General features: G+C 65.6%; 18 protein-coding genes and 1 riboswitch. Of the genes, 9 read left to right on the top strand and 9 right to left on the bottom strand.

Features of this window, described 5'->3' with window-relative positions:
* Positions 1-9 precede the first annotated feature (9 nt).
* The gene (locus tag GFY24_RS31810) at positions 10-363 is read right to left on the bottom strand and encodes a DUF3263 domain-containing protein (protein ID WP_153808803.1); all 354 of its coding nucleotides are present in this window, start codon (positions 361-363) and stop codon (positions 10-12) included.
* A 340-nt stretch (positions 364-703) separates the two neighbouring features.
* Here GFY24_RS31810 and GFY24_RS31805 point away from each other — a divergent pair, with 340 nt between their 5' ends.
* Genes GFY24_RS31805 through GFY24_RS31795 form a run of 3 tightly spaced genes read left to right on the top strand, consistent with a single transcriptional unit; the run spans position 704 to position 3,116 of the window.
* Positions 704-1,294, top strand: coding sequence for a peptide deformylase (locus GFY24_RS31805; RefSeq protein ID WP_153808802.1), 591 nt, complete (start codon positions 704-706; stop codon positions 1,292-1,294).
* Positions 1,284-2,252: a GNAT family N-acetyltransferase gene (locus tag GFY24_RS31800; RefSeq protein ID WP_153808801.1), complete on the top strand. Its 969-nt coding sequence runs from the start codon at positions 1,284-1,286 to the stop codon at positions 2,250-2,252. The genes GFY24_RS31805 and GFY24_RS31800 overlap by 11 nt, the downstream gene beginning before the upstream one ends.
* Positions 2,253-2,300: 48 nt before the next feature.
* Positions 2,301-3,116 (top strand): exodeoxyribonuclease III, encoded by an 816-nt coding sequence (locus tag GFY24_RS31795; RefSeq protein ID WP_309231584.1) that lies wholly within the window; start codon positions 2,301-2,303, stop codon positions 3,114-3,116.
* Between the two features lie 6 nt (positions 3,117-3,122).
* Here the strand turns inward: GFY24_RS31795 and GFY24_RS31790 are convergent, their stop codons facing one another.
* The 3 genes from GFY24_RS31790 to GFY24_RS31780 form a co-directional block, all read right to left on the bottom strand.
* Complete coding sequence (locus GFY24_RS31790) at positions 3,123-3,761, bottom strand: hypothetical protein (protein ID WP_153808800.1); 639 nt, start codon at positions 3,759-3,761, stop codon at positions 3,123-3,125.
* A 165-nt stretch (positions 3,762-3,926) separates the two neighbouring features.
* Complete coding sequence (locus tag GFY24_RS31785) at positions 3,927-5,753, bottom strand: acyl-CoA dehydrogenase (protein WP_309231583.1); 1,827 nt, start codon at positions 5,751-5,753, stop codon at positions 3,927-3,929.
* A 228-nt stretch (positions 5,754-5,981) separates the two neighbouring features.
* Positions 5,982-7,895 carry an acyl-CoA dehydrogenase family protein gene (locus tag GFY24_RS31780; RefSeq protein ID WP_153808799.1) on the bottom strand — a complete coding sequence of 638 codons (1,914 nt, stop codon included), beginning with the start codon at positions 7,893-7,895 and terminating at the stop codon, positions 5,982-5,984.
* A 166-nt stretch (positions 7,896-8,061) separates the two neighbouring features.
* Between GFY24_RS31780 and GFY24_RS31775 the strand changes: the two genes are divergently transcribed.
* From GFY24_RS31775 to GFY24_RS31760, 4 genes are all read left to right on the top strand, one after another.
* Positions 8,062-8,688 carry a TetR family transcriptional regulator gene (locus tag GFY24_RS31775; RefSeq protein WP_153808798.1) on the top strand — a complete coding sequence of 209 codons (627 nt, stop codon included), beginning with the start codon at positions 8,062-8,064 and terminating at the stop codon, positions 8,686-8,688.
* 73 nt (positions 8,689-8,761) lie between these two features.
* Entirely contained in the window at positions 8,762-9,967 is a 1,206-nt protein-coding gene (locus GFY24_RS31770) for a homogentisate 1,2-dioxygenase (RefSeq protein WP_153808797.1), read from the top strand.
* 31 nt (positions 9,968-9,998) lie between these two features.
* The gene (gene fahA / locus GFY24_RS31765; protein ID WP_153808796.1) at positions 9,999-11,171 is read left to right on the top strand and encodes a fumarylacetoacetase; all 1,173 of its coding nucleotides are present in this window, start codon (positions 9,999-10,001) and stop codon (positions 11,169-11,171) included.
* 101 nt (positions 11,172-11,272) lie between these two features.
* The gene (locus tag GFY24_RS31760) at positions 11,273-13,528 is read left to right on the top strand and encodes an MMPL family transporter (protein ID WP_153808795.1); all 2,256 of its coding nucleotides are present in this window, start codon (positions 11,273-11,275) and stop codon (positions 13,526-13,528) included.
* Here GFY24_RS31760 and GFY24_RS31755 read toward each other — a convergent pair.
* On the bottom strand, positions 13,518-14,198 hold the full coding sequence (locus tag GFY24_RS31755; protein ID WP_153808794.1) for a TetR/AcrR family transcriptional regulator: 681 nt from the start codon (positions 14,196-14,198) through the stop codon (positions 13,518-13,520). The two genes, GFY24_RS31760 and GFY24_RS31755, sit on opposite strands and share 11 nt — an antisense overlap.
* A 162-nt stretch (positions 14,199-14,360) precedes the next feature.
* Positions 14,361-14,487: riboswitch (TPP riboswitch) on the top strand.
* Between GFY24_RS31755 and thiC the strand changes: the two genes are divergently transcribed.
* Complete coding sequence (thiC, locus tag GFY24_RS31750; RefSeq protein WP_153808793.1) at positions 14,482-16,143, top strand: phosphomethylpyrimidine synthase ThiC; 1,662 nt, start codon at positions 14,482-14,484, stop codon at positions 16,141-16,143. Its footprint overlaps the riboswitch before it by 6 nt.
* Positions 16,144-16,228: 85 nt before the next feature.
* On the opposite strand, the gene dmpI is transcribed toward thiC, so the two are convergent.
* From dmpI to GFY24_RS31730, 4 genes are all read right to left on the bottom strand, one after another.
* On the bottom strand, positions 16,229-16,498 hold the full coding sequence (dmpI, locus tag GFY24_RS31745) for a 4-oxalocrotonate tautomerase DmpI (protein WP_309231582.1): 270 nt from the start codon (positions 16,496-16,498) through the stop codon (positions 16,229-16,231).
* Between the two features lie 55 nt (positions 16,499-16,553).
* A complete protein-coding gene (locus GFY24_RS31740) occupies positions 16,554-17,450 on the bottom strand; it encodes a LysR family transcriptional regulator (RefSeq protein ID WP_153808791.1) in 897 nt (298 codons plus the stop codon).
* Positions 17,451-17,485: 35 nt separating this feature from the next.
* Positions 17,486-17,947, bottom strand: a complete 462-nt coding sequence (locus GFY24_RS31735; protein ID WP_153808790.1) for a hypothetical protein — start codon at positions 17,945-17,947, stop codon at positions 17,486-17,488.
* A gap of 111 nt (positions 17,948-18,058) precedes the next feature.
* Positions 18,059-18,709, bottom strand: a complete 651-nt coding sequence (locus tag GFY24_RS31730) for a TetR/AcrR family transcriptional regulator (RefSeq protein WP_153808789.1) — start codon at positions 18,707-18,709, stop codon at positions 18,059-18,061.
* 84 nt (positions 18,710-18,793) lie between these two features.
* Between GFY24_RS31730 and GFY24_RS31725 the strand changes: the two genes are divergently transcribed.
* A complete protein-coding gene (locus GFY24_RS31725) occupies positions 18,794-19,930 on the top strand; it encodes an epoxide hydrolase family protein (protein ID WP_153808788.1) in 1,137 nt (378 codons plus the stop codon).
* Positions 19,931-19,981: the final 51 nt, after the last annotated feature.

Below are 19,981 nucleotides of genomic sequence, written 5' to 3'. Positions count from 1 at the left end.
CCGGGCGGTTCACACCTGGAATCCGAGACGGCGTGCGGCCCTGGTCTTCTGGCGACTGGCACGCAGCCGGCGCAGGCGCTTCACCAGCATGGGGTCCGCGGCCAGGGCTTCGGGCTTGTCCACCACGGCATTGAGGACCTGGTAGTAGCGGGTGGCCGAGAGGTCGAACAGCTCCCGGATGGCTTCTTCCTTGGCGCCGGCGTACTTCCACCATTTGCGCTCGAAGTCGAGGATGTCGAGTTCGCGTCGCGAGAGGCCGTGTGCGCCATCGGTACCGGGCGCGGTGGTGTCGGCCGCGATGTCCGCGCTCACGGAAGGGCCGTCCTCGCTTGCGGAAATATTCCGGGCCGCTGCGCTGTCCATAGTGCTCCCTCGCCGAGTGGTCACCAGACGAATATGGTGCTGTGTCCGTCGCCCATTCAACCACGCGGCGCAGACATCGCGGCGCGTACCGTTCGGCGTGTTTCGGTGCACAAACCCCCGGCGTGTCTCTGTTAAATGCCTCCGCTTCGCTCCGGCTGTGCTGTGTTTATTCGCCTCCGCTTCGCTCCGGCTGTTCGCGGCCCTGTAACCCGGATCTTCCCTCCTTCCGCTCCTCCGCTTCGCTCCCCCGCTCCACTCAGTCCAGATCCGGGGCGGGCCGCGAACCTGGGGGTTTGGGCTCGCGGTCGGTCCTTCGAAGGTGCCCAGTAGGCTTTGTGGCATGGCTATTCTCCCGATCGTCATCGTCGGCGACCCGGTTCTGCACAACCCGACCGAGAAGGTCACGCAGACACCCGAGGAACTGGCCGAGTTGATCGCGGACATGTACGAAACGCTGGACGCCGCGCACGGTGTCGGTTTGGCCGCCAATCAGGTCGGCGTATCGCTGCGACTGTTCGTCTACGACTGCCCCGACGAGGCGCCCGACGGCAGCATGGTGCGGCGGCGCGGTGCGGTGATCAACCCGGTGCTGGAAACCTCCGAAATCCCCGAGACCATGCCTGATCCGGACGATGACGAAGAGGGCTGTCTCTCGGTTCCGGGCGAGCAGTTCCCCACCGGCCGGGCCGAGTGGGCGAGGGTCACCGGCACCGATGAGCACGGCGAACCGGTCGAACTCGAGGGTGAGGGCTTCTTCGCCCGCATGCTCCAGCACGAGACCGGTCACCTGGACGGCTTCCTGTACGTGGACGTGCTGGTCGGCCGCAATGCGCGCGGCGCGAAGAAGGCCATCAAGCGAAACGGTTGGGGCACACCGGGTTTGAGCTGGATTCCGGGTACGGTGCCGGATCCGTTCGGGCATGACGACTGACCCCCACTCGACCGATTCCGCACTACCGCCCCTCGGCCGGAGGGTGGTCGTGCGCTATCGCCTGCCCGAGGGCTATCCGCAGCAGTTCACCGATGTGATCGGTGAACTCACCGCGACCGATCCGCTGACCGTGCGCACCGCCGACGGTCAGGTGGTGTCGGTGGCCCGGGATCGGGTGGTGGCGTGGAAGGAATTGGGCGCCAGGCCCATTCGGACCAGTGAGATCCGCGCCCTGGAGGCCGCCGCGGCCGACGGCTGGCCCGGAACCCAGCGCGCCTGGATCGACGGCTGGCTGCTGCGCGCCGGGGACGGATATACCGGACGCGCCAATTCCGCTGTGCCGCTGGGCGGTTCGGACGGACCGGCACTGACCTCCACCGAGACCGTGCACAAGATCGGCGAGTGGTACACCGCGCGTGGACTTCCGCTGCGATTGCTGCTGCCGGATCGACTCGCCCTGGCGCCCGCCGGATGGCGCACCTGGAGCGAAACCCAGGTGCTCGCGGTCGATACCGCGACCATGGTGTTACCGCCCGGACCGTCCATGGTGCGCATTACCGCCGAACCGGACGGGGCGTGGCTGTCCATGCACCGGCATCGTGGCGGCGATACCGAGATCGGCTCGACCCCGACCGTGCAGGTGCTGACCGCCGTACGGGACGGCGAATTGGGTTTCGCCACACTGGGTTTGCCCGCGCCACTGGCCATCGGCCGGGCGGCGGTCACCACCGCACCGGATGGCCGGCGCTGGGTGGGGCTGACCTGTATCACGGTGGCGGCCGAGCATCGCAGGCACGGACTCGGCGCGCTGGTCTGTGCCGAATTGATCCGCTGGGGCCAGGCGCGCGGCGCGACACACGCCTATGTTCAGGTGGAGGCCGGAAATGAACCGGCGCTGGCGCTGTATCGAGAGCTCGGCTTCGTCGATCATCACCGGTACCGGTACACCGCGCCCTGATCCGCGCCCCGGATTTTCCGAAAGTCCATATTTCCGAAAGGCTTTGCTGTGCGTCTCGCGACCTGGAATGTGAATTCGATTCGCTCCCGGCAGGATCGGGTGCTGGCCTGGCTGGACCGGTCGGATATCGATGTGCTGGCCATGCAGGAAACCAAGTGCAAGGACGAGCAGTTCCCGTTCGAGGCCTTCGAGGCCGCCGGGTACGAGGTCGCACATTTCGGGTTCAGCCAGTGGAACGGGGTGGCCATCGCCTCCCGCATCGGACTCGATGATGTGGAGATCGGCTTCCCGGATCAGCCCGGCTTCGACAAGGACGCGGGCGAATCCCTGTTGAGCACGCCGGTGGTGGAGGCGCGGGCCATCGCCGCGACCTGCGGCGGGGTGCGGGTGTGGAGCCTGTACGTGCCCAACGGTCGCGCGCTGGACGATCCGCATTACACGTACAAGCTGGAATGGCTCGCGGCGCTGCGCAATGCGGGCAGCAAATGGCTCAGCGAGAATCCGAATGCGCAGATCGCGCTGGTCGGCGATTGGAATATCGCACCCACCGACCTGGATGTGTGGTCGCCGGAGTTCTTCGAGGGCAAGACGCACACCTCCGCACCCGAGCGCGATGCGTTCGAGGCCATGACCGCGGACGGCTTCACCGATGTGATGCGGCCGTTCCACCCCGGGCCGGGCGTCTACACCTACTGGGATTACACCCAGCTGCGCTTCCCCCGTAAGGAGGGCATGCGCATCGACTACATCCTGGGTTCGCCCGAGCTGTCGGCGCGCGTCACCGAGGCGAATGTGGACCGCGAGGAGCGAAAGGGTAAGGGCGCCAGCGATCATGCGCCCGTCCTAGCGGTCCTCGCGGACTAGTTCCGGCTATGCGGGGCGGGTCTTGATGGCGTCCCGGGAGATGAAGACGTCATAGCTGCCGCCGGTGGCTATGACGGCATTGCCGTAGGCCGAGCGCACGAACGGTTTGGTGTACCAGGTCTCGTTCTTCATATCCTTGAAGAAGTCGCCGTCGCCGCCATTGAGGAAGATCTGGTTCTGTTTGGTGGCGATACCGTCCAGGCGTTGCCCGTAGATCCGGGTCACCTTGTAGCCGGAGTTGAAGCCGAGCGCGTTCACCCACGGTTCCAGCTCGACGATATCGGCCTGCAGCACCCACATATCGCCCTCGACTTGATATTTCAGGTGCTGCTCGTCGTGATCCTTGTCCCCGTACAGGGTCAGGTCGACATCCATCAGATGCTCCTGCCCGGCGACGGGCGTGGTCACGATGTGCGCCGCCTTGATCTCACCGGTGAGTCCGAGGAACGTCTGTAGCAGCGTGGTGATCCAAAGGATCACCACCGCAACGAAAATCAGTGAGATCGCGCCGGCGCCCCGCCCGGCCAGGACTTTGAATCCGACCTTGCGAGCCTTGAACAGCGCGGTCACGAGTAGAGCGATCGCACCGATCGCGAGCACGGCAATCAGGACCTGAATCCAGCCGAAGGACACCGGGAAGACCATGTCGTAGTTGTACCCGGTAAGACCGACACACCACACCTGGTCATCAACCAAAAATGCGTGTCATGTCGGCGCGTCACCGAACACGCCGAGCAGACACGCTGACCGCCCCTTGAAACCAGTCCGCCCCCCGCACCTCGGTGCGGGGGGCGGGAGATCTGAGCGAGGTCAGAAGGCTGCTTCGTCCAGGTTCATGATGTCGTTGTCGATGTTCTCCACGACCGCGCGGACGCCCGTGATGAGCGGCAGCTTGTTCTTCGCGAAGAACGACGCCACGGCGATCTTGCCCGTGTAGAAGTTCCTATCCTTCTCCGCCGCACCGGCATCCAGCGCCGTCTGCGCGATGGTGGCGTGCTCCAGCAGTCGCCAGGCGATGACGAGATCGCCTACGGAGTAGAGGAATCGGACCGAACCGAGGCCGACCTTGTACAGCTCCTCGGGGTTCTGCTGCGCCGACATCAGGTAGCCGGTGAGCGCCGCCGCCATGCCCTGCACATCGGCGAGCGCGGTGCCGAGCAGTCCGCGCTCGATCTTGAACTGGTCCGGGCCGCCGTCGATGTACTTCTGAATGAGCCCGGCGACATGCGCCAGCGCCACACCCTTGTCGCGAATGATCTTGCGGAAGAAGAAGTCCTGCGCCTGAATGGCGGTGGTGCCCTCGTACAGCGAGTCGATCTTGCAGTCGCGAATGTACTGCTCGATCGGGTAGTCCTGCAGGTAGCCCGAGCCACCGAGGGTCTGCAGCGATTCGGTGAGCGTCTCGTAGGCGCGATCGGAGCCGCAGCCCTTCACCACCGGCAGCAGCAGGTCGTTGACCCGCTCCGCCAGCTCGGCGTCGATACCGTAATTGGCCTGCGCCACTTCGGCATTCTGGTACGAGGAGCAGTACATGTAGAGCGCGCGCAGGCCTTCGGCGTACGCCTTCTGGGTGGCCAGCGAGCGGCGCACATCCGGGTGGTGGGTGATGGTGACGCGCGGCGCGGCCTTGTCCGTCATCTGGGTCAGATCCGCACCCTGTACCCGCTGCTTGGCGTATTCGAGGGCGTTCAGGTATCCGGTGGACAGCGCGCCGGTGGCCTTGGTGCCCACCATCATTCGCGCGTTCTCGATGACCTTGAACATCTGCGCGATGCCATTGTGCTTATCGCCGACCAGGTAGCCCACGGCCGGGATATCGCCACCGAAGGTGATCTCACAGGTGGGCGAGGACTTGATGCCCATCTTGTGCTCGACACCGGTGACCAGGGCGCCGTTCTTCTCGCCGATGACCATGGTCTCGGGATCGAAGTGGAAGCGCGGCACGATGAACAGCGACAGTCCCTTGGTGCCCGGGCCGGCGCCCTCGGGACGGGCCAGCACCAGGTGGAAGATGTTGTCGGCGGTGTCACCGACGTCGCCGCCGGAGATGAAGCGCTTCACGCCTTCGATATGCCAGGTGCCGTCGGACTGTTCGACGGCCTTGGTGCGGCCCATGCCGACATCGGATCCGGCGTCGGGCTCGGTGAGCACCATGGTGCCGCCCCAGCGGTTCTCCCAGGCATGGGCGGCCCAGCGCTGCTGCTGCTCGGTGCCCTCGTCGAAGATCACCTTGTGCATGAGCGGGCCCATATTGAAGAAGCTGGCCGAGTTGTTCGCGGCCACGATCATTTCCTGAATGCCCCAGATAAGGGCGTTCGGTGCGGCGACGCCGCCCATCTCCTCGGACATGCCGAGGCCGGAGTATCCGGCGTCATTGACCGCGGCAACGCTCTTGCGCAGCAGGTCCGGCACGATGATGGTGTGATTCGCGGCGTCGAATTCGACCGGGGTGCGGTCACCTTCGACGAACGATTCGGCAATGGGCCCCTCGGCGAGGCGAACCACCTCGGTGAGCATGTCACGGACGGTCTCACTGTCGAGATCGCCGTAGGCGCCCTGATCGAGCAGCGCCCCGATTCCCAATACTTCGAACAAGTTGAACTCGATGTCTCGCAGGTTCGCCTTGTAATGGGACACGGGAATGGCCTCCTCGCCTAGGTCTTCTGGATCAAAGCGAAGTTTGCCGTACGGCCGTCCGGCTACGCCACCGTAGGCATGGGTGCCGCCGGTCACGTCCTTGGTTCCGCGGATATTTGACGCTTGATCAGCGGGAACCGACCGGGGAGTGCTTTCGGCCGATGCCACGGCCAGTTCCCGTTGATCTTGTTGAAGAGGTTACGCGCTGGGTCGGCCGGAGTAGTTGCCTCAGGGGGTCATCTCGTACTGCCCGGCGAGGGATCTGACCTGCTGCAAGACCGAGTCGAAGCGGGTCGGGTCGGCTATCGGGCGACGGAGCAGGTCCAGGGCTCGGGCCTGCTGGGCTTTGGTCGCGGAGGGCTTGGCGCTCAAGGCGACGGCGTGCTTGGAGAAGTCGCGGACGAAGATGTCGAAGAGTTGGTCGAGGACGTCGGTGTCGGCTCCGGCGATATCGGCCTGCTCCAGGATCAGTTGGGCGTAGGGAACCATGGTGAAGAGTTCGCCGAGGCCGAAGAGGAAGTCGACATCCTCCTGCTGGGAGCGGGTCGGGGTGGCGGCGGCCAGCAGGGTTTGCAGGCCGAGCGCCTGTTCCAGGAAGAGCACGACATTCGGGATGTGCGAGAACTTTTCGAAGACCGGCCGCCAGTCGGCGAAGCGGATGCGGCCCAGGCCGCTGCTGGGGCCCTGTCGCCAGAGGAATTCGTCATCGGCGGCATCGCGCCGGGTGGGCACGGGAGCGTAAGTGGCACTGGACAATTCGCTGCGCAGCTTGGGGACGAGGCCGCCCGCGCGCGGGGTGAGGCGCCGACTGGACCAGCTCAGCGCCTCGGAGACGGCGCGCACCGCGCCACCCGGGGCCGCGCCGGGCAGATAGCGCAGGGCGGCGAGCGCGGCGTCGGACGGATGGAACATGTAGTTGGGCATGAACTTCAGTGACAGCGCCATATTCACGTGCACGGTGCCCTCGAGGCGGGGCAGCCCGAACATGCCGACCATGGCCATCGGGAAGTACATATCGTTCTCGAAGCCGCGCGCGGCGATGACATCGGCGAGATCCTCGTAGATCTTCTGCCCGGTGCGGGTGACCGACATCTTCTCGATGGCGCTGACCAGCAGGTAGCGGCGGTCGTTTTCATTCGCGGAGCGCATGTAGTCGATGGCGCGTTCGCTGTAGAGCTTCATGCCGATCAGGCGCGCGAAGCTGTCCGCCAGTAGTGATTTCACCTGCGGGAATTCGGTTACCTTGTGCCCGAACAGGATTCGGTTCTCGGCGTGCGTGACGGCTTCGTACATGGCGTGTTCGCACGCGCCGACCGCGCCGAAGCCGAGATTGAACTTGCCGACATTGACGGTGTTCATGGCGGCGTCGAAGGCGGCGCGGCCGGTGTGCAGGATATCCGCCTCGGCGACCGGGTATTTGTCGAGATCGAATGCGGCGACGTACATCTGGGAGTCGACGACATTCTTGCGCAGCTTGTAGTTCTTGTGCCGGGAGTCGGCGGCGAAGAACAGGTAGCCCGAGTACTCCTCGTCGGTCATCTTCCGCTGGAAGTCGGCGGAGTCGATGATGGGCTTGTCGCTGCGCCGGCCGAAGACCGAAACCATCGCTGCCGCATTGCCATTGCCGATGTAGTACTTGCCGCCGGTGGCGGTGAAGCCGCCGCGCGCCTTCGGCTCCAGGATCATGTCGGTGGAGTAGACGTCCGCGCCGTGCGCCTGTTCGGAGAGACCGAAGGCGAAGATCTCACCGGAGTCCAGTGCGGCGGCCGCGCGGGCCTTGGCCTCGGGGTTCGCACTCTGCCAGATCGGCCCTAGGCCGAGGATAGTGACCTGCCAGACGTACCAGTACTGCATTCCGTAGAAGCCGAGAATCTTGCTCATCATGGCGATGCGCGCGGTATCCCAGCGCTTGTTCGGATCGCCACCGCCCCGCGCGGCCGGGGTCAGGAAGGTCGCGAAAACCCGTTCACTCTTGATGAAGTCGAGAAAATCCGAGTACCAGATCCGATCGCGGCTGTCCGCGAGCAGGCGGGTCTTGCCGTGGTTCTCGAACCAGTCGACGGTGGCGCGCAGTAGTCGCCGGGTCTCCGCGTCGAACTCCGCGAACTCGTGGGTCTTCGGGTTGAACAGGGTCTGCGTCATCTCGTCTTCCTCGGTGCCGGAGCGCGTTTCCTTCGTGAATGTAGCATTATTATTCACCTGCGTAGGAAATGATCTCGCAATCGCCCCGGAGCACGAAGTTCACATACCGGCCACCGCCCGCGACCAGCCGTTCCTATCCCCGCGCACGCTGCTATGGTCGGTGCTCATGGGCACCGAATCGGCTGTACGACCCCGCCAGCGCGCGCGGCATCTCGGGCCCGAACGCCGCCGCCCGCAGGTGCTCGACACCGCCCTGCAGATCGCCGCCGACGACGGCATCGCGGCGGTCACCATCGCCGCGATCGCCGACCGGATGAAGGTCACCCGCCCGGTCGTCTACGCCTGCTTCGCCGATCGCGTGGAGCTCATCGAGGCACTGCTGCGCCGCGAGGAGGACCTCCTGCTGGCGGGCGTCATGGCCGCCCTGCCGCGCCGCCGGGTCGAGGCCGATGAGGCCGTCTTCGTGGAGGGGTTCCGCGCCCTGCTACACACCGCCACCGCGCGACCGGACGCCTGGCGACTGCTCTACGGCAATCCCGATCCGGCGGTGGCGAGCTCCTTCGGGCGCGCCCGGGAGCTGGCGGTGCAGCGCTGTACCCGGCGATTACGGCCCACCCTCAAGGCGTGGGATACCGCGGACGCCGAGCGCAAACTCGCCGCACTGGTGGAATTGTGGGTCTCCGCGGGTGAGGGCGCGGTGCGAACGCTGCTGACCGAACCGGGTGACTGGACGCCCGATACGCTGGGCGAATTCGTCGGCGCGGCGGTGTATCGGGCGCTCAGGAACGCCTGAGCAATTCCACGGCCGCACCGGCAACGCGGTGGCTACGATGGAAAACGGACCATCAGTCAGCGGGAGGCGGGCGATGACGTTCTATCGACAGGTGGGCGATGTACCGCGCAAGCGGCACACCCAGCACCGGAACGCCGCGGGAAAGCTCTACTACGAAGAGCTGATGGGAGAAGAGGGCTTCTCCGGTGACTCCTCGCTGCTCTATCACCGCGGATTACCGCCCGCCATAGTGGATTCCAGCGTGTGGATCCTGCCCGAGCAGCGCACCTATCCGAATCATCCACTGCGACACCGGCATTTGAAGTTGCATGAGCTCTTCCCGGACGGGAAGCCCGGCGACACCGATATGGTGAACGGCCGGCGACTGGTGCTCGGCAATGCCGATGTGCGCATCTCGTATGTGGCGGCGCTGCGCGAATCACCGCTGTACCGCAATGCCATCGGCGATGAACTGGTCTATATCGAATCCGGCGGCGGGGTCGTCGAGACGGTGTTCGGGACACTGCCCGTGCATCAGGGGCATCAGGTGCTGCTACCGCGCGCCACCACCCATCGCTGGCTGCCGGACGGTCCGGAACCGTTGCGCGCCTACATAATCGAGGGCACCGGGCATATCGCCCCGCCTAAACGGTACCTGTCCAGGTACGGGCAGTTGCTGGAGCACTCGCCCTACTGTGAACGCGATCTGCACGGTCCGGCCGAACCGTTCGAGGCCACCGGCACCGATGTGGAGGTGCAGGTCAAACATCGACCGGCCGGTGAAATCGTCGGCACCAGTATGGTTTACGCCACGCACCCCTTCGATGTGGTCGGATGGGACGGCTGCCTGTACCCGTTCGCCTTCGATATCGCCGACTTCGAACCGATCACCGGCCGGATTCATCAGCCGCCGCCGGCGCATCAGGCTTTCGAGGGCAATAACTTCGTGGTCTGCAATTTCGTACCGCGCAAGGTGGACTATCACCCGCTGTCGATTCCGGTGCCCTACTACCACTCCAATGTGGACTCCGACGAGATCATGTTCTACTGCGGCGGAAACTACGAGGCGCGCAAGGGATCCGGGATCGGGCCGGGTTCGGTGTCGGTGCATCCCGGCGGATACGCGCACGGTCCGCAGCCGGGGGCGTACGAGCGCAGTATCGGCCTGGAGTTCTTCGACGAATTGGCCGTCATGGTCGATACCTTCCACCCGCTGCAACTCGGTGAGGCCGCATTGGCCTGTGAGGACCCCGGATACGCCTGGACCTGGTCGGGACGTGGTCCGTCGGAATGGATTTGAGTCGCCGTCAACGACAGGAGCAGAGGTGGGTATGAGCAGTCGAGTACGGATCGAAGTCCCCGAGGGCTCCGGATTCGGCCCGGCACATCTACCGTATTGCGTGTTCCGCCCGCTCGGCGAGGAGCCGCGGGTGGGCGCGCGCCTGGGCGATAACCTCATCGATCTGGCGGTCGCCCTGGATGATCCGATGTTCGCGCAACCCAGCCTGAACGCCTTCATGACGCAGGGGCCGCAGTGCTGGCGTGAGGTGCGGGCCCTGGTACAGGCCGCGGCGGAAGACGAATTGCCCTCTGCCGCAGTGTATTTGGTGGCATCGGTACAGCTGGACCTGCCGGTCCGGGTCGGTGACTATGTGGACTTCTACGCCAGTCTCGACCATGCCACCGCCATGGGCCGCATCTTCCGGCCGGATGGTGAAGCGCTGCTGCCGAATTGGCGGCATCTACCGGTCGGCTATCACGGTCGCGCGGGAACGGTGGTGGTCTCCGGCACCGCGATCACCCGCCCCGAGGGGCAGCGCCGAACCGACTCCGGCACACCGGATTTCGGCCTCACCCGACGCTTGGATATCGAGGCCGAGCTGGGCTTCCTGGTCGGTGCGGGCTCCGCGCTGGGCACACCCATCCGCACCGAGGACTTCGCCGAGCATGTGTTCGGGGTGGCGCTGGTCAATGATTGGTCCGCGCGCGATCTGCAAGCCTGGGAGGCGCAACCGCTCGGACCGTTCCTCGGCAAGTCCTTCGCAACCACCCTGTCGGCGTGGGTGACACCGCTGGAAGCCTTGTCGGAGGCCCGGATTCCGCTGCCCGCACAGGATCCCGAACCGCTCCCCTATCTGCGCGAGCCCGCGCCCTGGGGTTTGGATATCGATCTCGAGGTGTACTGGAACGGTCAGCGCGTCTCCACCCCGCCCTTCCGCCGGATGTACTGGTCGCCCGCGCAGATGCTGGCCCACATGACCGCCAATGGCGCGTCCACCCGCACCGGTGATCTCTTCGCCTCCGGCACCATCTCCGGTCCCGAACCGCACGAGCGCGGCTCGTTCATGGAATTGAGCTGGGGCGGAACCGAACCCATCGCGCTGGACGGGGTGCAGCGCACCTTCCTGGAGAACGGCGATGAAGTGGTCATCACCGCCACCGCACCCGCCACCGGTGGTGGACGGCTGACCCTGGGCGAGGTCAGGGGTCGCATCGCCGGTTGATAGCCGCACGGCATGACCATGACCATGGTCACTGTCCATCGCGGCGGCGAGTTCGGGAACGATACCGTTCCGAGGTCTGAGACCTCGGAGGATGCGCGTCAATGTTGACCAGTCTTGCTCGGTTCGCCATGTCGCGCCCACGCGCCGTCCTGGTAGCCGCACTATTGCTGATGATCGTTTGCGGTGGCTTCGGAGCCACCGCCAAATCGCATATGGTCGGCGGCGGCTACCTGACGCCCGAACTGGAGTCGGTGCGGGCCAATGACTTCATCGACAAGCACTTTCCGGGTGGCAACCCGAATTTCATCGTCATGGTCAGCTCCGACGGCGGCGTGAACAGTCCGCAGGCGCGGGCCGAGGCGGAGCAGATCACCGATCTGCTGAACCACGATCCGGATCTGACGGGGGTGCAGTCGTATTGGACCAGCGCCGCGACGCGGGCCGATCTCGCGACCGCGCTGCGCAGTCAGGACGGTAAGCGCGGGCTCATCATGGCCACGGTCACCGGCACCGATACGGAGGTGCAGAACCGGGCGGTCAAGCTCAGCGCGAAACTCGATGGCGATCGCGACGGCGTGCAGGTGCGGGTCGGCGGGATGGCGGGCACCTTCGCCGATATCAACCATCAGGTCGAGCAGGATCTGATTCTGGCCGAGTCCATCGCGGTGCCGGTCTCCGGACTGCTGCTGATCCTGGTCTTCGGCAGTGTGATCGCGGCCGGACTGCCATTGGTGGTGGGGCTCTTCGCGATTGCGGCGACGCTGGGCATTCTGCGGTTGATGACGGTATTCATGGAGGTGTCGATCTTCGCGCTGAATATGACCAGCGCGCTCGGCCTGGCGCTGGCCATCGACTACAGCCTGTTCATTGTCAGCCGGTATCGCGAAGAGCTCGGCAATGGCCTGGATACCCGCGCCGCGATTGCCCGGGCGGTCCAAACCGCCGGGCGCACAGTCGTATTCTCCGGTCTCACCGTGGCGCTCGCGCTGGCGGCGCTGGCGGTATTCCCGCAGCCGTTCTTCAAATCCTTCGCGTACGCGGGTGTCGCGGTGGTGGCAGCCGCGGTCGGCGCGTCACTGCTGCTGTTGCCCGCCGCGCTGATCCTGCTCGGTGATCGGGTGAACGCGTGGGATCTGCGTAAACCCTTGCGCCGCATGCTGGGTCGTGGTGAGGCGAGGCAGGTGCCGCCGGAGCAGAGCGGCTGGTACCGCTGGGTGACCACGGTCATGCGCTGGCCGCTGCCGTTCGCGCTGGTCACCACCGCCATTTTGCTGTTGCTCGGATCTCCGTTCCTCTCAGCGCATTTCGGTACACCGGACGATCGGATGATCGGCACCTTCGCCTCCAGCCGTCAGGTCGGCGACGCACTGCGGCAGGACTTCACCGCCAATATGGCCTCGAGTGCCGTGGTGGTGCTGCCCGGATTCCATGGCGCGCCCAATGAGATCGGCGGGTACGCGGCGGCGCTGTCACAGGTGCCGGGCATTCCGGCGGTCATGTCCGGCGACGGTGTCTTCGTGAAGGGCGCGAAGATGGCTCCCGGTATCGCGCAGATGACCGGACCGGACGGAGCCTACCTCTCGGTCGGCACTCGGGAGGCTCCCTTCACCGATGCGGGCAAGGAACAGCTGGCCCAATTGCGCGCGGTGCCCGCGCCCGGCACGGTGCTCTTCGGCGGGGCGGCGGCCCTCAATGAGGACACCATGGACTCGGTCATCACTCGACTTCCATTGGCGGCCGGGCTGATCGCGGTCATCACGCTGGTGCTGCTGTTCCTGTTCACCGGCAGTGTGGTGCTACCGGTGAAGGCGCTCATCTTGAACGCGCTGTCACTGACCGCGACCTTCGGCGCGATGATCTGGGTGTTCCAGAACGGGCATCTGGCGGGCGTGCTGGGTTTCACGCCGACCGGCAGCGTCGACATATTCATGCCGATCCTGATGTTCTGCCTGGCCTTCGGCATGTCGATGGATTACGAGGTCTTCCTGCTCTCCCGTATTCGCGAGGAGTGGCTGACCTCGGATCGCAGCCGCGCGGCCAATACCCGATCGGTGGCGCTGGGTGTGGCTCGCACCGGCCGAATCTTCACCGCCGCAGCGGGTTTGATGGCGGTGGTGCTGCTCGCGGTGGCCACCTCGCAGGTGACCGCCATGAAACTGTTCGGCATCGGCCTGGCGCTGGCGGTCATCGCGGACGCCACCATTATTCGCGGTCTGCTCGCGCCCGCGCTCATGCGCCTGATGAGCACCTCGAACTGGTGGGCACCCAAACCCCTTGCCGCACTGCATAAGCGGATCGGCCTGGAGGAGCAGCCCGGCGGCGAACCCGCCGAGCGGGCTCCGGCGCTCACTCCCTAGCCATGGACCGCCGCCCGGCATCGACGGCCGTGACGAAGCGGCTGAGATCCTCGGTGAGGGTCTCCACCGAATCGGGATCACCACCGTCGTCGTGATGGTGCAGCCAGTCGGCGATCAGTTCGAAGAGCCCGCCGATAATGGCCAGGCACAGGGTTAATCCCTGCCGGTCGGTGAGCGAATCCTCCAGCGGCCATTGCCGATTGAGGAACTCCGCGGCCCAGCGGCGATTACTCCGGCGCTGGGCTTCGATGGCGGGTGAGATACCGCCCGCCTCACCGAAGGTGACCTTCGCCAGGCGCGAGTCGTCGGCGATGGCGTGTACGAACGCGCCCAGAATGGCGCGCATGCGCTCGGGCCAGTCCCGTCCGGCGGTATCGGCGGCCGTCTCCGACACCCGCTGCTGGATCTGTGCGGTGATCTGTTCCAGCAGCGCGGTGTAGCAGGCCTCCTTACTGTCGAAGTGATCGTAGAAGCCTTTGGTGCCGACATAGGCCTGCTGGCAGATCTGCTCGATCGAGGTGCCCGAATAGCTTTGCCGGGCAAAGAGTTCGGTGGCGGCGGTGAGCAGTTGCCGGCGACGCTGGGCGCTGCGCTCGTTCGCGTCGAGGCCGCGGATCCGACGCCGCGCGGGGGTCCGGTCTGGCGCCGCGGCCGGTTTGCTGCGGGTCATGCCAATACATTAGCCGCAGGTGTTTCAGAAAGGCATCTTGTTGGTAATGCCGCGCTGGGTTGGCCGATCGGACCACGGGAGCGCTGAACAGACCGCGCAGGACTGTATGAATCCACGCCTCGCGGATTTCGGCTACCCGGTAATGTCGGCGGCGGTAATCAACCATTTGCCAACGGGGGCTCGCACCAGCGGGCTGAGAGGACGGCTAGCCCATTCGGGCGGAGCAGGGCCGTCGACCGTATGAACCTGACCGGGTAATGCCGGCGTAGGGAGGATTCGACATATGTCATCGAAACGTGCCACCGGGACATCCGCACCCGTCGACACCGTCACCACCGGCCCGATTCAGGGCAGCGTCAAGCACTATGAGCAGGTCGACGCCAATGGCGTGACGCTGCGCATTCCGGTGCGGCGGGTCAATCTCACCAATGGTGAGCATTTCGATCTGTACGACACCTCGGGCCCGTACACCGACGACACCGCGGCGATCGATCTGGAGGCCGGGCTACCCCGGACCCGCGACTCCTGGACCAAGCCGGACGTTCCCGGTCCGCGCACCCAGCTGGCCTGGGCGCGCGAAGGCATCATCACCCCCGAGATGCGTTTCATCGCCGCCCGCGAGGGCGTGCCGCCCGAGGTGGTGCGCGAGGAGGTCGCCGCGGGCCGCGCGGTGATTCCGGCCAATCACAATCACCCCGAGTGCGAGCCGATGATCATCGGCAAGAAGTTCCTGGTGAAGATCAATGCCAATATCGGCAATTCGGCCGTGAGCTCCTCCATCTCCGAAGAGGTCGAGAAAATGGTGTGGGCCACCCGCTGGGGCGCCGACAACATCATGGATCTGTCCACCGGCAAGAACATTCACGAAACCCGCGAGTGGATTCTGCGGAACTCCCCGGTCCCGGTCGGCACCGTGCCGATCTACCAGGCCCTGGAGAAGGTGAACGGCGATCCCACCAAGCTGACCTGGGAGATCTACCGCGACACCGTGATCGAGCAGGCCGAGCAGGGCGTGGACTACATGACCGTGCACGCGGGCGTGCTGCTGCGCTACGTGCCACTGACCGCCAAGCGCGTCACCGGGATCGTCTCGCGCGGTGGCTCCATCATGGCGGCGTGGTGTCTGGCGCATCATCAGGAATCGTTCCTGTACACCAACTTCCGCGAGCTCTGCGAGATCCTGGCCGAGTACGACATCACCTTCTCCCTCGGTGACGGCCTGCGTCCGGGCTCCATCGCGGACGCCAATGACGAGGCCCAGTTCGCCGAATTGCGCACCCTCGGCGAGCTCACCAAGATCGCCAAATCCTATGGCGTGCAGGTCATGATCGAGGGCCCCGGCCACGTGCCGATGCACAAGATCGTGGAGAACGTGCGGCTGGAAGAGGAGCTGTGCGAGGAGGCCCCGTTCTACACCCTGGGCCCCCTGGCGACCGATATCGCTCCGGCATACGACCACATCACCTCGGCCATCGGCGCGGCCATCATCGCGCAGGCGGGTACGGCGATGCTCTGCTACGTCACGCCCAAGGAACACCTGGGCCTGCCGAACCGCGATGATGTGAAGGTCGGCGTCATCACCTACAAGATCGCGGCGCACGCCGCGGATCTGGCCAAGGGTCACCCGCACGCTCAGGACCGCGATGACGCGCTCTCCAAGGCGCGCTTCGAATTCCGCTGGCACGACCAGTTCAATCTGTCGCTGGACCCCGACACCGCGCGGGAGTACCACGACGAGACCATGCCGGCCGAGCCCGCCAAGACCGCGCACTTCTGCTCCATGTGCGGGCCGAAGTTCTGCTCCATGCGCATCTCCGCCGATGTGCGCGAGTACGCGGAGAAGCAGGGCCTCACCGATGTCGCCGCCATCGAGGCGGGCATGGCCGAGAAGTCGGCCGAGTTCGCGTCCACCGGCAACCAGGTGTACCTGCCGGTCGTCTCGTAATCCGTTGCCCGCGTGCACTTGTCGCGTCGATCGGGCGATATTCGCCCGTCATACGCGGCAGGTGCACGCTCGGGACGCGGCATTCCTACTTCTTGTCGGCGGTCAAAGTACCGCCGATCGCCCAGCTGTCCGCCGGGGTCTCCTGAATCCACACCTGCACGGCCTCGGCCGGAATCTGCAGGGCGTCGACGAAGGCGTCGGTAACGCGGCGCACCAGGTCACGCTTGAGTTCGACGGTGCGGGGGCCCTGCTGGATGGTGACGATGGGCATGACTGTTCTCCTCGATATCGGATGGTGAATTCGATTGGCCGCCTCCGGTTTTCCGGTTCTTCCGGCGGCCTGAGAACAGTTCACCGCAGTGCGCGAGCCCGGCCAATGGGCAGTGCGTCAGCACAGCGATAAGCAATCCTTATCGTGCCGGTTCCACCTCGGCGAGCAGTTCCACCAGCAGATTCAGGTGCGGTGAGACGGCGTCCGCCCGCACCGCGAGCCCGATGGGCAGGGTCATGCCCGGTTCGGCGAAGGGGCGGAACACCACTCGCGGGTTGTACACCAGGCGCGCATTCGAGGCATACACAACCGTCCACATCGGTATGCCGGTGCCGACGGCCGCGAGGGTGTCCTGCAGATTGCCCGCCGCCGGAGCGGGAATCGGCTCGAAACCCGCACGCTGACAAGCGAATAGCACCAGATCCACCAACGCCGGATGATTGCGCCGCTCCGTCAGCCGCAAGGGCAGTGCCGCCAGATCGGCAATCCGCACCGCCTGTTCTCCAGCGAGCGGATGCCGAGCAGGTAGCGCCACCACGAGCGGATCATCCCAAGCTGGAAGGAAATCCAACTCCGGACTCTCCCCCGGTTCCGGTGACCGCACGAACGCGACATCCAAAGTCCCGTCCGCCACCTGCTGCACGCGCTCCCGCACCGGCACGCCGACCAGCTCGACCCGCACCTGTGGCGCACGTTCGGCAAACCCGTCCAGCACCGCGTCCAGGCGCTCCCCGAGCCCACTCACGGTCCCGATCCGAAAAACAGCGGCCCGCTCCCCTACCAGGTCCGCCACCGAGGCCCGTGCCTGATCGGCAGCCGCCAGTACGGCGCGCGCCCCCGGCAGGAACCGCAACCCCGCCTCGGTCAACGACACCCGGCGCGAAGACCGTTCCAGCAGTTGAACTTTCAGCTCCCGCTCCAACCGCTGCACCTGCTGACTTACGGCCGGTTGCGCGATATGCAGCCGCTCGGCGGCCCGCCCGAAATGCAATTCCTCGGCGACGGTGACGAAGTACCGCAGTTGCCGCAGTTCCATACCGACCGGCCCCCATATCTTTCGGTGCCGCGAGACTATTCGGGCGAGTAGAAGGTGCCCTTGCCGGGGGTGTGCGGGAAATCCGTGTCGATGGTGACCTCTACGCGGCCGGGGCCGGTGGGGAGGGTTTCGGGGACCCAGAGGGCGTCGGTGGGGCCGAAGGCGGTGCCGTCGCCGAGGGAGACGGGCGGGAAGGTGCCGGATGCGCCGGAGTCGAGGTTCTTCCAGGTGAGAGTGGCCATGACGCCGCAACCCCGGGCGAGGATGGGGATGGGCAGGAAGGTGAAATCGGCTCTGATCCAGACGGTTTGCCTGCCGTAGAAGGTGTTCTGCGGGTCGTGGAAGGCCAGGATCTGACCGAAGCAGGGGAAGGCTCCGCCGCCGAGGGTATTGGCGGGGGTGAAGGTGGTGACGGGGTCCGCTTGGGCGGGGGCGGCGACGGCCAGCAGGGCGGCCGCCGCGACGGGGACAGCGAGCAATGAGCGGAACATGCGCATCGGGACTCCTCGGGTCGAAATCAGGAAACGACTGTCGGGTACGACTTACCTTCGGTGCGGCGGCCGTAAACGCTACGCAGGACTAAGGATTAGCGCGGGCGGTTCGGCGAATCAGCGGCTACCGGGTTGCCAGCGGTGCGCGAATTCGTTCGGCGCGGGCGGTGGGCCGGGCAGGTCACCGGAACCGGTCAGGCCGTCGATGAACAGGGCCAGTACCCGGCGGCGGAGTTGGGCGGCGCGCTGCGGATCCGGGAGGGCGATAGCGGCGCACGATTCCAGTATCAGCCCGAGGTCCGCGGTGGTGACTTCCTTGCGCAGGCGGCCGGATTCGCGTGCGCGGCGGACGATTTCGTCATTGAGTTCGGCGGCGCGCAGGACCGCGGGCAGGATCGAATCGTCGGGGGTGAATGTGCCGGCCAGATGGGTGGTCAAGGAGTGGACGTCGGCGTCGACCACTCGCTCGAGGAAGCCGACGAAACCCCGCCAGCCATCCGAATCCTCCAGTGCCGCTTCGGCTTCGGTGTTGTAGCGGTGCAAGCCGTCGTAGCAGAGGGTGCGCAGCAGCTCCTCTTTGCTGGGGTACCGGCGGTAGAGGGCGCTGATGCCCACGCCGGCACGCTCGGCCACGGCGGAGATCGGCGCCTTGGGTTCGGCGAGGAAGACCTCGCGGGCGGCGGCCAGGATGAGTTCGTCATTGCGGGCGGCCTGCGCCTTGCGGCCGGGCAGACCGCGTTGAGCTGGGGCTTCGACTGACTTCGGCATGAATTGAGAATAGCACTTGAACGGACTCATCCGTTCCGCTATGGTCTGAAACAGAACGAAACATTCCGTTCCAACAAGGAGAGAATGATGAACACCATCCGCCCCTTCCGCATCGACATCCCGCAGACCCAGCTCGACGATCTGGCCGACCGGCTGCGCAAGGCGCTGTGGCCGAACGAACTCCCCGGCGTCGCCGATGCCTACGGCGTACCCAACGGCCGCATTCGCGATCTCGCCGAGTACTGGGCGCAGAGCTTCGACTGGCGCGCCCTGGAGGCGAAGCTGAACGCGTACCCGCAGTTCACCACCGAGATCGAGGGTGAGGACATCCACTTCCTGCACATTCGCTCCGAGCGCGAGGACGCCACCCCGGTCATCCTGACGCACGGCTGGCCGGGATCGATCCTGGAGTACCTGGATGTGATTGCGCCCCTGACCAATCCGGAATCCGCCGACGACCCGGCCTTCCACCTGGTGATTCCGTCACTGCCCGGTTTCGGTTTCTCCGGTCCGACCCGCAGCACCGGCTGGAGCCGCTACCGCACCGCCAGTGCCTGGGTGGAGCTCATGAATCGCTTGGGCTACCAGCGATTCGGCAGCATCGGCAATGACGGCGGCTCCATGGTCGCCCCCGAAATGGGCCGCCTCGCCCCCGATCAAGTGATCGGAGTCCATGTGACACAACTGTTCTCGTTCCCCTCCGGCGATCCGGCCGAAATGGCGGACCTGTCCGAGGAAGACATGGCGGGGCTGGCGCATCTGCAGTGGTTCTACGAGAACAAGATGTCGTTCAACACGCTGCACAGCCAGCAGCCGCAGACCATCGCCTTCGCGCTCGCGGATTCTCCGACGGGCCTATTGGCTTGGAACGCACAGCTTTTCGGCGAATCCCTGGACCATGATTTCGTCATCGGGAATGTGGCCATCTACTGGCTGACCGGCACCTCCGGCTCGGCGCTGCGCTTCTATTATGAGGACGCGCACAGCGAGCAGCCGACCGAACCGACCACCGTGCCGACCGCGCTGGCCATGTTCAAGGGCGATTTCCAGTCCATTCGCCGGTTCGCCGAGCGCGATCACAAGAACATCGTGAGCTGGCACGCCTACGACGCGAACTCGGTGCACTCGACCGGCGCGAATGACGCGGCCGGACATTACGCCGCGCATGAGGCCCCCGAGGTCCTGGTGGCTGATATCCGACAGTTCTTCGCACGGCTCTGACCGGGCGCGTGGAGCCTCTCGCATGTCGGCGAGAGGCTCGACGATGGTTCC

This window comes from Nocardia sp. SYP-A9097 (genome assembly GCF_009649815.1).
Classification (GTDB): domain Bacteria; phylum Actinomycetota; class Actinomycetes; order Mycobacteriales; family Mycobacteriaceae; genus Nocardia.
The sequence above is the reverse complement of the archived record's forward strand: the minus strand, read 5'-3'. Positions and strand labels throughout refer to the sequence as shown.

What these genes read in the sequence shown, in the direction of transcription:
- GFY24_RS31810 (WP_153808803.1), bottom strand. Translation starts at nt 363, where the DNA reads ATGGACAGCGCAGCGGCCCGGAATATTTCCGCAAGCGAGGACGGCCCT.
- GFY24_RS31805 (WP_153808802.1), top strand. Translation starts at nt 704, where the DNA reads ATGGCTATTCTCCCGATCGTCATCGTCGGCGACCCGGTTCTGCACAAC.
- GFY24_RS31800 (WP_153808801.1), top strand. Translation starts at nt 1,284, where the DNA reads ATGACGACTGACCCCCACTCGACCGATTCCGCACTACCGCCCCTCGGC.
- GFY24_RS31790 (WP_153808800.1), bottom strand. Translation starts at nt 3,761, where the DNA reads ATGGTCTTCCCGGTGTCCTTCGGCTGGATTCAGGTCCTGATTGCCGTG.
- GFY24_RS31780 (WP_153808799.1), bottom strand. Translation starts at nt 7,895, where the DNA reads ATGACGCAGACCCTGTTCAACCCGAAGACCCACGAGTTCGCGGAGTTC.
- GFY24_RS31775 (WP_153808798.1), top strand. Translation starts at nt 8,062, where the DNA reads ATGGGCACCGAATCGGCTGTACGACCCCGCCAGCGCGCGCGGCATCTC.
- GFY24_RS31770 (WP_153808797.1), top strand. Translation starts at nt 8,762, where the DNA reads ATGACGTTCTATCGACAGGTGGGCGATGTACCGCGCAAGCGGCACACC.
- fahA (WP_153808796.1), top strand. Translation starts at nt 9,999, where the DNA reads ATGAGCAGTCGAGTACGGATCGAAGTCCCCGAGGGCTCCGGATTCGGC.
- GFY24_RS31760 (WP_153808795.1), top strand. Translation starts at nt 11,273, where the DNA reads ATGTTGACCAGTCTTGCTCGGTTCGCCATGTCGCGCCCACGCGCCGTC.
- GFY24_RS31755 (WP_153808794.1), bottom strand. Translation starts at nt 14,198, where the DNA reads ATGACCCGCAGCAAACCGGCCGCGGCGCCAGACCGGACCCCCGCGCGG.
- thiC (WP_153808793.1), top strand. Translation starts at nt 14,482, where the DNA reads ATGTCATCGAAACGTGCCACCGGGACATCCGCACCCGTCGACACCGTC.
- GFY24_RS31740 (WP_153808791.1), bottom strand. Translation starts at nt 17,450, where the DNA reads ATGGAACTGCGGCAACTGCGGTACTTCGTCACCGTCGCCGAGGAATTG.
- GFY24_RS31735 (WP_153808790.1), bottom strand. Translation starts at nt 17,947, where the DNA reads ATGCGCATGTTCCGCTCATTGCTCGCTGTCCCCGTCGCGGCGGCCGCC.
- GFY24_RS31730 (WP_153808789.1), bottom strand. Translation starts at nt 18,709, where the DNA reads ATGCCGAAGTCAGTCGAAGCCCCAGCTCAACGCGGTCTGCCCGGCCGC.
- GFY24_RS31725 (WP_153808788.1), top strand. Translation starts at nt 18,794, where the DNA reads ATGATGAACACCATCCGCCCCTTCCGCATCGACATCCCGCAGACCCAG.